The organism is Arthrobacter sp. CMU6, assembly GCF_059090205.1.
Genome location: NZ_JBNHFL010000012.1, coordinates 117,989 through 127,774, shown reverse-complemented (window position 1 = coordinate 127,774; position 9,786 = coordinate 117,989). Strand labels below are relative to the sequence as shown.

Sequence of the window (9,786 nt, the reverse complement as noted above, 5' to 3'; positions counted from 1 at the left end):
TGACCGACATGCTGGAGCACACCAGATCGAGAAAATCACCACGGGCACCGAGCGGAAACAACTTCGGCATCGCACGCTCCATCCATCAGAGCGTTGCTACGACCATATGACTTTGCCGCCCCCGAAGTCGCGACAACTGGACAAAAACTCCAAGGGGGAGGGGCGCTAGTCCAGTCCGCGGCGCTTGAGGAGCGGCTCGAGGGCGGCGTCGCGGCCGCGGAGGGAGCGGAAGGACTCGAGTGGGTCCCGGCTGTTGCCGCGGGAGAGGAGTTCGGCGCGGAAGCGGTCGCCGTTGGCCCGGCTGAGCCCGCCGTTCTCGGTGAACCAGTCCACGGTCTCCGCGTCCAGCACCTCGCTCCAGATGTACGAGTAGTACCCTGCAGAGTAGCCGTCGCCTGCGAAGATGTGCTGGAAGTAGCCCGTCCGGTACCGAGGCGGAATGAGCGGGTGTGCCACTCCCGCGGCAGCCAGTGCCTTCGCCTCGAACTCGAGGGCGTCCTCCGGAACGCCGTCGGCTTCCAGGACGTGCCAGGCCAGGTCAAGCAGCGCCGCACCGAGGTACTCCGTGGTGGCGAATCCCTCGCCCCACAGGCGGGACTCGTTGAGCCGGTCGACGACGTCCTGGGCCAGCGGCTCCCCGGTGGCATGGTGGCGGGCGTAGTTGGCCAGCACCTCCGGCCACATGATCCACATCTCGTTGACCTGGGACGGGTACTCCACGAAGTCCCGCGGCACCGACGTGCCGGAGAAACGGGGGTAGGTGACGTTGGAAAACAGCCCGTGCAGGGCATGGCCGAACTCGTGGAACGCGGTCCGCACCTCATCGAGCGTGAGCAGCGTGGGCTCACCCGCGGGCGGCTTGGAGATGTTCAGGTTGTTGATGACCACCGGCTTGGTGCCCAGGAGCGCCGACTGGTCCACCAGCGAATTCATCCACGCGCCGCCCCGCTTGGTTTCGCGGGTGTAGTAGTCGCCCAGGAACAGCCCCAATTCTGTGCCGTCCGCGTCCCGGACCTCCCAGATCCGGACGTCCTCGTGGTAACCGGCGAGGTCCTTGCGCTCATGGAACGTGATACCGAAGAGCGAGGTCGCAGCGAAAAACACGCCATCCGTCAGTACCCGGTCAAGCTCGAAGTACGGCCTGATGGCCTGCTCGTCCACGGTGTAGCGTTCCCGCCGCACCCTGGCGGAGTAGTAGGCCCAGTCCCAGGCCTCCAGCGGATGTCCGGCGCTCTCGGCCAGGGCCGCAGCCTCCGCGTCGGCGTTCCGGACGGCGGCGGGAGCCAGCCGGTTCAGCATGGTCCGCACAGCACCGAAGTCCGGGGCCGTCTGCCGGTCCACCACCAGTTCGGCGTAGTTGGCGAAGCCCAGCAGGGCGGCTTTCTCGGCGCGGAGCCGGACCATGGATTTCGCGAGGCCGAGGACGTCCAGGTCTCCGCCGGAGCTGCCGCGGGCAACAGACGCCTCGAAGAGCCGCCGGCGCACGTCCCTGTTGTCCAGTGACGCCAAGGCGGGTTGATTGCTTGGCTGGATGAGCGTGAGGAGGAACTTGCCGTCATGTCCGGCAACGCGGGCAGCTTCCGCGGCGCTGGCGATCTCGTCCGCGGGAAGGCCGGCGAGGTCATCGGCGCTGTCCAGCAACAGGGCGGCGGACTTCATCGCTTCCTTGACGCGCTGGCCGAATTCCGTGCCGAGCCGGGACAGCTCGGCGTTCAGGGAACGGAGCCGGTCCTGGCCGGCGTCGTCCAGTTGGATGCCTGACTGGCGGAACTCCTTGAGGTACTCCGCGACAAGCCTGGCCGATTCAGCGTCAAGGCCCCCTGTGTCCACGGCGCTGAACCGTTCGAATAGCGCCCGGTTGAGGTAGACGGCGTCCTGGTGCGCGGCGAAGCGGGGAGAAAGTTCGGTTTCCAGCTGCCTGATTGCCTCGGAGGCATCGGAGGACACCAGGGTGAAGAACGACGCGGCGGCGCGGTCCAGCAGGCGGCCGGACCTTTCCATGGCCCGCGCCGTGTTGTCGAACGTCGCCGGCTCGGGGTTGTCCACGATGGCCTGGATCTCGGCCAGGTGTTCAGCGAGTCCGGCGTCAATCGCCTCGGCATAGTGGGAGTCGTCGATATCGGCAAACGGCGGCAGACCGAAGGGCAGGGCGCTGGGGGACAGGAGGGGATTGGTCATGAAGCAACCCTTTCATGCAGCTGTGCGGTACACAATGTTTTGACGGGTCTCCACGGACCGGTTGCCCGCCGTCGGCCTGTCCCGGACTTAGGCTTTGGCCATGGGGAAAAACAATATACCGGGCTCTGCGATTCGGGCGGGCGCCGCCGCGCTGCTGATAGTGGCGCTGGCGTCCTGCGGCGTGCTCGCCGAACAGACCCCGCCACCATCCGGCAACCAGCCTCCCAGTCCAGCCGGCCAGACCTCGAGCCCGGCAGAGCAGCCAGGCCCCGGGAACACCGCCGTTCCAACGCCGACGGCGGACCCCACCCCGGGCGCCACAGCCACCCCCACTCCGGGTGCCGGCCCCGCGTGCAAGGCGGTCCGCTGCACGTCCGTCCTGGTCACCGGCGACATGCTGGTGCACGCCCAGCTCTGGCAACAGGCCCATGAGGACGCCGTGGCCGGCGGAGTCAAGGGACTCGACTTCGGTCCGCTGCTGGAAGGCCAGCGGCGCTACATTGAACAAAGCGACCTCGCCATTTGCCACCAGGAGACGCCCGTGGCCCTGCCCGGTGGCCCCTTCTCCGCCTATCCCTCCTTCAACGTCCCGCCCCAGATCGCCGCCGCCGCCAAGGCGGTCGGCTACCGCGCCTGCACCACGGCCAGCAACCACACCATCGACCAGGGCACCGAGGGCCTCGCCAGGACGCTGGATGTGCTGGATGCCGCCGGGCTGGAGCACACCGGCTCCTACCGGACACAGGCTGAGTCCCGGGGCATCCTCATCCTGCAGACGGACGCCGCCCGGATCGCCGTCATTGCCGGCACTTACGGGCTCAACGGGCAGGTCCCGGAACAGCCGTGGCAGGTGGACATGCTCGATGCTCCCGCGATGATCGCCAAAGCCAAGGAGGCCAGGGACCAGGGCGCGGACATTGTGCTGGCCGCCATGCACGCGGGGGACGAGTACTCCAGTGCCCCGAACGCCCAGCAGTTGGAGGTGGCGCACGCGCTGGCGGAGAGCGGGCAGTTCACCATGATCTACGGGCACCACACGCACTCAGTGCTTCCCGTGGAAAAGTACAAGGGAACCTGGATTGCCTATGGGCTGGGCAACGGGGTGACGGAACTGTCCCCGGCGTACATTGTAAACAACGAGGGCCTGCTGCTCCGGGCACAGTTCAGTCAGGACAGCGCCGGCAAGTGGACCGCCTCCGACGTCGCCTGGGCGCCGTCAGTCATTGTCAGCGCCCCATACCGCTGGTGTTCTGTGGCCGCAGACGCCCCGCAGGGCGTGTGCGCCAGTCCCGCGGCGGATGCCGAAACCCGGCTCCGGACCAAGCAGGTGGTGGAGTCCATGGGCGCGGCAGAGGCCGGCGCCCACGAGCTGCTGGTCACCAAGGAGCGGTGACACTCCAGGGGCGGTACAGCACCGGCAGCCCGTTCACTCCCTAGCGGGGCCGGCGGGCGGCGTGCTCGCGGGCCAGGACGGCGAAGCGGTCATCCGGTTCGCCGGGAGTGAAGGTACCGTACTTGCGTTCGACGGCGGTCCGGATCAGGAAGTCGGCGATGGCCGGGTTCTTGGGCAGCAGGGAACCGTGCAGGTAGCTGGCCACGATATTGCGGTAGCGGGCGCCCTCCTGCCCGTCCCTGCTGTTGTTGCCGGTGCCCTTCGCCACTGTCCCCAGAGGTTCGACGCCGGGGCCCAGGGTGGTCTGGCCGCTGTGGTTTTCGTATCCCAGGACCTCGCCGAATTCGGCGGTGGTGACCTTGACGTTGCCGATCAGCCGCTCATCCGTGCCGTGGGTCTCCACGTCCAGAACACTGATGCCGGGAATGACCGGGCCCGAGCGGGTCTTGAAGAACCGGCCGAACAGCTGGTACATGCCGCAGATCAGGAGCATGGGCGCACCGTCCTCGGCCATCCCCTTGAGGAGGCCGGCCCGTGACTGGAGGTCGTCCTGGATGACGAGCTGGCCGCTGTCCTGCCCGCCGCCGCCCAGGATGATGTCCACCCCCTCGGGGAACTCGTCGCCCACGTTGTACTCAAGCAGTTCCGGGGTGTACCCGTGCCACTTCAGGCGCTGCTGCAGCACCAGGGCGTTGCCCCAGTCGCCATAGATGTTCATCTCCCGCGGGTACAGCTGCAGGACCCGGATGGTGCCCTTTGATGCGGTAGTGCCGGCGCCGGAATCGGGGGTCAAGAGACCACCTCCACTGTGGTGATTTTGGACAGCTCACGGCGGATGGCGAGCATCGCTGTGTAGGTGCAGAAGACCCGCTTCGGCTGGCCCTTGCCCTTGCGGATGAAGTCGGCCAGGGCGTCCGGGATGTCAGTGCCCACCGCCCCGACCTGCACTTCGTCGTACTGCAGGCGCAGGGCCATGTCGTACGCGCGGGAGCCGGTGACCTGGTCCACTCCTTCCGCACGCAGCGAATCGAAATCAACGTCCCACAGCCAGGACATGTCGCGGCCGTCCGCGTAGTTGTCATTGATGGCGATCATGGTGGCGTAGCCGCCCGAGGGGAACGACTTGAGGCCCAGCCGGAAGCCGCTCGGGTTCTTGACCAGGACCAGGTCCAGCGGAAGCCCGTCCACCGTGAGGCTTTCGCCGCGCCCGAACGCCGGGGCCACCTCGGACAGGGCCCTCAGCAGGGTGCCGTGGTCCGCGGCGGCGGCGCCGCTGCCGCAGATGCTGCGGGCCAGGGCCAGCGCAGCCGCGGCGTTGAAGATGTTGTAGACGCCGCGGAGCTTCATCCCGGTGGTGACGGTAACGCCGTCGTACTCAAAATCGGCGTCATCGGCACCCACGCGGCGGAGGACGACGTCGGCCTGCGGCCGTTCCGGCACCGCAGGGACGGGGCTGCCCGGCCCGGCGCGGAGTTCATCGTCGCTGGGGAAGGTGCCCAGCAGCGAGTCGTCCAGGCCGAAGTAGAGGACCTCGGGACCATGCAGCGTATCTGCGATCCGGGCCACCCGCGGGTCCTCGCGGTTCAGCACCACGGTTCCCGTGGTCTTGGCGGCGATGTGCTGGAGGAGCTGGGCGGTCTTGTCGATCTCACCGAAACGGTCCAGCTGGTCGCGGAGGACGTTCAGCAGCAGGCTGTAGCGCGGCGGGACGCGGTTGACGAAGTGCACGGCGTGGGCCTCGTCCAGTTCCAGCACCGCGATGTCGGCGTCGAGCCGTCCGCGCCAGTCAACCTCGCCGAGCAGGGCAGCCGCCACGCCGCGGGTGAAGTTGCTCCCGGTGCGGTTGGTGAACACCTTCAGCCCCTGGCTTTCCAGCAGTTCCACCACCATTTTCGTGGTGGTGGTTTTGCCGTTGGTGCCGCTGACCACGGTGACGCCGTGGGGAAGGGTGGACAGGGTCCGCTGCATGAAGCCGGGGTCGATTTTCTCGACCACCAGGCCGGGTAGTGCAGAGCCTCCGCCCCTGAGCCGGGTAACCCGGCGAACGAACTTGCCGAGCGGAACGCTGAGGGAAAACATGCTCTGTAATATATCCCAGCAACGGCATGCAATGTGGCGGAGGGCCGATGGCGAAAGCGGCCGTCCGCTGTCGGGACACTATGCTGTTTAGATGACCAATTCCCTTTCCAGCGCCCTTCCGCGCCCTGCCGGGGTGCCCGAAAAGCCCGGCACCGGCCTGCGAATCGGCGTTCTGGCGCTGCAGGGCGACTTCCGCGAGCACCTCCGGGCGGTCGAGACAGCAGGGGCCGCCGGCGTAGGCGTCCGCCGCCCCGCAGAGCTCGACGGACTCGACGGACTCATCATCCCCGGCGGCGAGTCGACGGCCATCGACAAACTCGCCCGCGCCTTCGACCTCGCCGGCCCGCTGCGGCAGCGCATCGCCGACGGCCTCCCGGTGTACGGTTCCTGCGCGGGCATGATCCTGCTGGCGCACGACATCGCCGACCCCGCCGCCGACCTCGTCGGCAACCCCCAGCAGACGTTCGGCGGCCTGGATATCACGGTCCGCCGCAACGCCTTCGGCCGGCAGCGCGAGTCCTTCGAGACCGACCTCGACTTCAAGGGCCTGGGGTTCAGCGCCACCGAGCACGGCGTGGCGCCGGTTCACGCTGTGTTCATCCGCGGCCCCTGGGTGGAGCGCGTCGGGCCCGGCGTTGAAGTCCTGGCGCAGGTGGAGCCCGCCGACCAGGAACACGCCTCCCACGCCGCTGATCTGCAGGGGACAGCTAGAATTGTTGCAGTGCGTTCCGGCCAGCTGCTGGCCACCTCCTTCCATCCGGAAGTGACAGGGGAGAAGCGCGTGCATGAACTTTTTATTCGCATGATCAGAGGAGAAGCGTAAAGCATGTCAGGCCACTCCAAATGGGCAACGACCAAGCACAAGAAGGCCATCATTGATAGCCGCCGGGCAAAGTCGTTCGCCAAACTGATCAAGAACATCGAAGTCGCTGCCCGGATGGGTGGCCCGGACCTCGCCGGCAACCCCGGACTCGAACTCGCCGTCACCAAGGCCAAGAAGACCTCGGTTCCGAACGACAACATCGACCGTGCCATCAAGCGCGGCGCCGGGCTCACCGGCGAGGTCGTGGACTACACGGAGATCATGTACGAATGCCGCGGCCCGCAGGGCTCCGCGCTGCTGATCGAGTGCCTTACCGACAACAAAAACCGCGCCGCATCCGAGGTGCGGCTGGCCATCTCCCGCAACGGCGGCACCATCGCTGACCCCGGCTCGGTGAGCTACCTCTTCACCCGCAAGGGCGTTGTCACCCTGCCCAAGAACGACCTCACCGAGGACGACGTCCTCATGGCCGTGCTCGACGCCGGTGCCGAGGAAGTCAAGGACAACGGGGACACCTTCGAGATCCACTCGGACCCGAAGGACCTGCAGGCTGTGCGCGATGCGCTCAAGGAAGCCGGCATTGACTACGACACCGACGAGGCCGAGTTCGTGCCCTCCATGGAGGTGCCGCTGGACCTTGACGCCGCCAAGAAGTTCATGAAGCTCGTTGACGCCCTCGAGGACCTCGACGACGTCCAGAACGTCTACAGCAACGCCGACCTCAGCGACGAAGTTCAGGCAGCCCTGGAAGCCGAGTGATTTTCCGCGTGGCGGACCGGAGCGGTTGCACGTGACGTTGCGCGTACTGGGAATCGACCCCGGGCTGACCCGCTGCGGCATCGGCGTCGTGGACGTCGAAAAGAACCGGCGGGCCACCATGGTGGCCGTCGGCGTGGTGGGAACCTCACCGGAGGAAACGCTCGACCAGCGGCTGCTGGTGATCGCCCTCGCGATCGACGACTGGCTGGACCGTTACGAGCCGCACGTTCTCGCGGTGGAGCGGGTCTTCTCGCAGCTCAACGTCAGCACGGTGATGGGCGTGGCCCAGGCCTCCGGCGTCGTCATCGCCGCGGCGGCCCGGCGCGGCATTCCCGTGGCTTTGCACACGCCGTCCGAGGTCAAGGCGGCGGTCACGGGCAGCGGATCCTCGAACAAGGAGGCCGTCACCAAGCTGGTCACCAAGATTCTCCGGCTCGATGCCCCGCCGCGCCCCGCGGACGCGGCGGACGCCCTGGCCCTCGCCATCACACACGCGTGGCGGGCGGGCAGCGGCGCCAGCGTCGCCACTACCGGTCCCGGCAGCCAGTCACTGACCCCCGCCCAGCGCGCCTGGGCGGCGGCAGAGGCGAAGGCGCGCCGTGCACGCTGATTGTCGCCGCTCCTTGCTAGGGTATTCGTAGATATGTTCGGATAGTCGGTTTATGCCGGCGCAAGTTCAGGAGCCCCGGCCTTGATTAGTTTTCTCCGCGGAACCGTGGCGCACGTCGGGCTGTCCACCGCCGTCATTGACCTCAACGGCGCCGGCATGAGCGTGTACGCGACGCCCCAGACGCTCAGCAAGCTTCGGACCGGCGAGGAGGGGAAACTTTTCACCTCCCTGATCGTCCGGGAGGATTCCCTCACCTTGTTCGGCTTCGCGAGCGACGACGAGCGGGAAGTTTTCGACGTTCTGCTCAGTGTCAGCGGTGTGGGCCCGCGGCTCGCCCTCGCCGTCCTGGCTGTGCATGACCCCGAAGCCATCCGGGTGGCGGCGCACACCGGGGACAGTAAGACGTTCACCAAGGTACCGGGCATCGGCCCCAAGGTTGCCGGGCGCATCGTCCTGGAACTCGCCGGGAAACTCGTTCCGCATGGCACCGCGACGCCCGCGGGAGCGCCGGCCGCGTCCTCTGAAGGTGTCTGGAAGCCGCAGGTCGTGGCCGCCATGACCAGCCTGGGCTGGTCGGAGAAGGACGCTGCGGGCAGCATCGACAAGGCCCTGGCAGATGCGCCGGAGCTCGCCGGCGAAGGCAACGTTGCCGAGATCCTGCGCGCCACACTACGCTGGCTCGGCCAGGACGGAGCCCGGGCGGGCAACAGGGTAGGCAGCCGTGGCTGAACCGTCCCTGGTCGCCGGGGGAGAAGAGCCGGAGGAGCGGGCCATCGAGGCCGCGCTCCGGCCCAAGAACCTCGACGACTTCGTGGGCCAGCACAGGGTCCGCAGGCAGCTCTCCCTCGTGTTGAAGGCATCCCGGATGCGCGGGCGCAGCGCGGACCACGTCCTTTTTTCCGGGCCTCCCGGCCTCGGCAAGACCACCCTCGCCATGATCGTCGCGTCCGAGATGAACGCGCCGCTGCGGATCAGCAGCGGCCCGGCCATCCAGCACGCCGGCGACCTCGCCGCCATCCTTTCCTCGCTGTCCGAGGGTGAAGTCCTCTTCCTGGACGAAATCCACCGGATGTCCCGGCCGGCCGAGGAAATGCTCTACATGGCCATGGAGGACTTCCGCGTGGACATCGTGGTGGGCAAGGGCGCCGGCGCCACGGCCATTCCGCTGGAGCTGCCGCCTTTCACGCTGGTGGGTGCCACCACGCGTGCCGGACTCCTGCCGGGTCCGCTCCGGGACCGGTTCGGGTTCACTGGCCACCTGGAGTTTTATTCAGTGGAGGAACTGGAGCTGGTGCTGCGCAGGTCCGCCGGCCTGCTGGACCTGAAGGTGAACTCGGCCGGATTCACTGAGATCGCCGGCCGGTCCCGCGGCACCCCCCGCATCGCCAACCGGCTGCTGCGGCGGGTCCGGGACTGGGCGCTGGTCCACGGGATCGAACAGATCGATGCCCGTTCCGCCTCCGCCGCGCTGGACATGTACGAGGTGGACAAGCGCGGGCTGGACCGGCTGGACCGATCCGTGCTGGAGGCGCTAATTACCAAGTTCGGTGGCGGCCCGGTGGGCCTGTCCACACTGGCCATCGCCGTCGGTGAGGAGCCGGAGACCGTGGAGACGGTCGCCGAGCCATACCTGGTCCGGGAGGGGCTGCTGGGCAGGACGCCGAGGGGCCGGATCGCCATGGCACCGGCCTGGACCCACCTGGGGCTGGCAGTGCCGGCAGGGGTCTTTGGCCAGGAAACGCTGGACCTTTTCGGGGCCGGGCCGGGCGACGAGGAATCGTCATCTGAATGGGTTTCCAGCACCCAATAGCAGCGCCCTCCCAGCTTTTCCCTCTAGACTGGAAAGACGCTCGGCACGTCCGGGCTTTGTTTCCGTGTCCCGCTACGGCGGGCCGCCCGCGGCCGGTCTCCCGCGTCTGGGCGCGCAGCGCGGTGCAAAGCGGA

The 9,786-nt window shown here is 67.7% G+C and carries 9 protein-coding genes; 6 read left to right on the top strand and 3 right to left on the bottom strand.

What is annotated here, in order from left to right; translation table 11 throughout:
* Window positions 1–165: 165 nt before the first annotated feature.
* A complete protein-coding gene (locus AC5RWD_RS10720) occupies window positions 166–2,178 on the bottom strand; it encodes a M3 family metallopeptidase (RefSeq protein ID WP_494019972.1) in 2,013 nt (670 codons plus the stop codon).
* Between the two features lie 100 nt (window positions 2,179–2,278).
* Here AC5RWD_RS10720 and AC5RWD_RS10715 point away from each other — a divergent pair, with 100 nt between their 5' ends.
* Window positions 2,279–3,571 (top strand): CapA family protein, encoded by a 1,293-nt coding sequence (locus AC5RWD_RS10715; RefSeq protein WP_494019971.1) that lies wholly within the window; start codon window positions 2,279–2,281, stop codon window positions 3,569–3,571.
* A 40-nt stretch (window positions 3,572–3,611) separates the two neighbouring features.
* On the opposite strand, the gene AC5RWD_RS10710 is transcribed toward AC5RWD_RS10715, so the two are convergent.
* Both AC5RWD_RS10710 and AC5RWD_RS10705 read right to left on the bottom strand, forming a co-directional pair.
* Window positions 3,612–4,364, bottom strand: a complete 753-nt coding sequence (locus AC5RWD_RS10710; protein WP_494019970.1) for a type 1 glutamine amidotransferase — start codon at window positions 4,362–4,364, stop codon at window positions 3,612–3,614.
* Window positions 4,361–5,650 (bottom strand): MurT ligase domain-containing protein, encoded by a 1,290-nt coding sequence (locus AC5RWD_RS10705; protein ID WP_494019969.1) that lies wholly within the window; start codon window positions 5,648–5,650, stop codon window positions 4,361–4,363. The genes AC5RWD_RS10710 and AC5RWD_RS10705 overlap by 4 nt, the downstream gene beginning before the upstream one ends.
* Window positions 5,651–5,741: 91 nt before the next feature.
* Here AC5RWD_RS10705 and pdxT point away from each other — a divergent pair, with 91 nt between their 5' ends.
* From pdxT to ruvB, 5 genes are all read left to right on the top strand, one after another.
* Window positions 5,742–6,473, top strand: coding sequence for a pyridoxal 5'-phosphate synthase glutaminase subunit PdxT (gene pdxT / locus AC5RWD_RS10700; protein ID WP_494019968.1), 732 nt, complete (start codon window positions 5,742–5,744; stop codon window positions 6,471–6,473).
* 3 nt (window positions 6,474–6,476) lie between these two features.
* On the top strand, window positions 6,477–7,232 hold the full coding sequence (locus AC5RWD_RS10695; protein ID WP_003800675.1) for a YebC/PmpR family DNA-binding transcriptional regulator: 756 nt from the start codon (window positions 6,477–6,479) through the stop codon (window positions 7,230–7,232).
* Window positions 7,233–7,263: 31 nt separating this feature from the next.
* Window positions 7,264–7,842 (top strand): crossover junction endodeoxyribonuclease RuvC, encoded by a 579-nt coding sequence (ruvC, locus tag AC5RWD_RS10690; protein ID WP_494019967.1) that lies wholly within the window; start codon window positions 7,264–7,266, stop codon window positions 7,840–7,842.
* Between the two features lie 81 nt (window positions 7,843–7,923).
* Window positions 7,924–8,571: a Holliday junction branch migration protein RuvA gene (ruvA, locus tag AC5RWD_RS10685; RefSeq protein ID WP_494019966.1), complete on the top strand. Its 648-nt coding sequence runs from the start codon at window positions 7,924–7,926 to the stop codon at window positions 8,569–8,571.
* Window positions 8,564–9,652: a Holliday junction branch migration DNA helicase RuvB gene (gene ruvB, locus AC5RWD_RS10680; protein ID WP_494019965.1), complete on the top strand. Its 1,089-nt coding sequence runs from the start codon at window positions 8,564–8,566 to the stop codon at window positions 9,650–9,652. The genes ruvA and ruvB overlap by 8 nt, the downstream gene beginning before the upstream one ends.
* Window positions 9,653–9,786: the final 134 nt, after the last annotated feature.

Excerpts from the sequence above, each read along its gene's own strand:
- AC5RWD_RS10720 (WP_494019972.1), bottom strand. The coding sequence starts at position 2,178 with ATGACCAATCCCCTCCTGTCCCCCAGCGCCCTGCCCTTCGGTCTGCCG.
- AC5RWD_RS10715 (WP_494019971.1), top strand. The coding sequence starts at position 2,279 with ATGGGGAAAAACAATATACCGGGCTCTGCGATTCGGGCGGGCGCCGCC.
- AC5RWD_RS10705 (WP_494019969.1), bottom strand. The coding sequence starts at position 5,650 with ATGTTTTCCCTCAGCGTTCCGCTCGGCAAGTTCGTTCGCCGGGTTACC.
- pdxT (WP_494019968.1), top strand. The coding sequence starts at position 5,742 with ATGACCAATTCCCTTTCCAGCGCCCTTCCGCGCCCTGCCGGGGTGCCC.
- AC5RWD_RS10695 (WP_003800675.1), top strand. The coding sequence starts at position 6,477 with ATGTCAGGCCACTCCAAATGGGCAACGACCAAGCACAAGAAGGCCATC.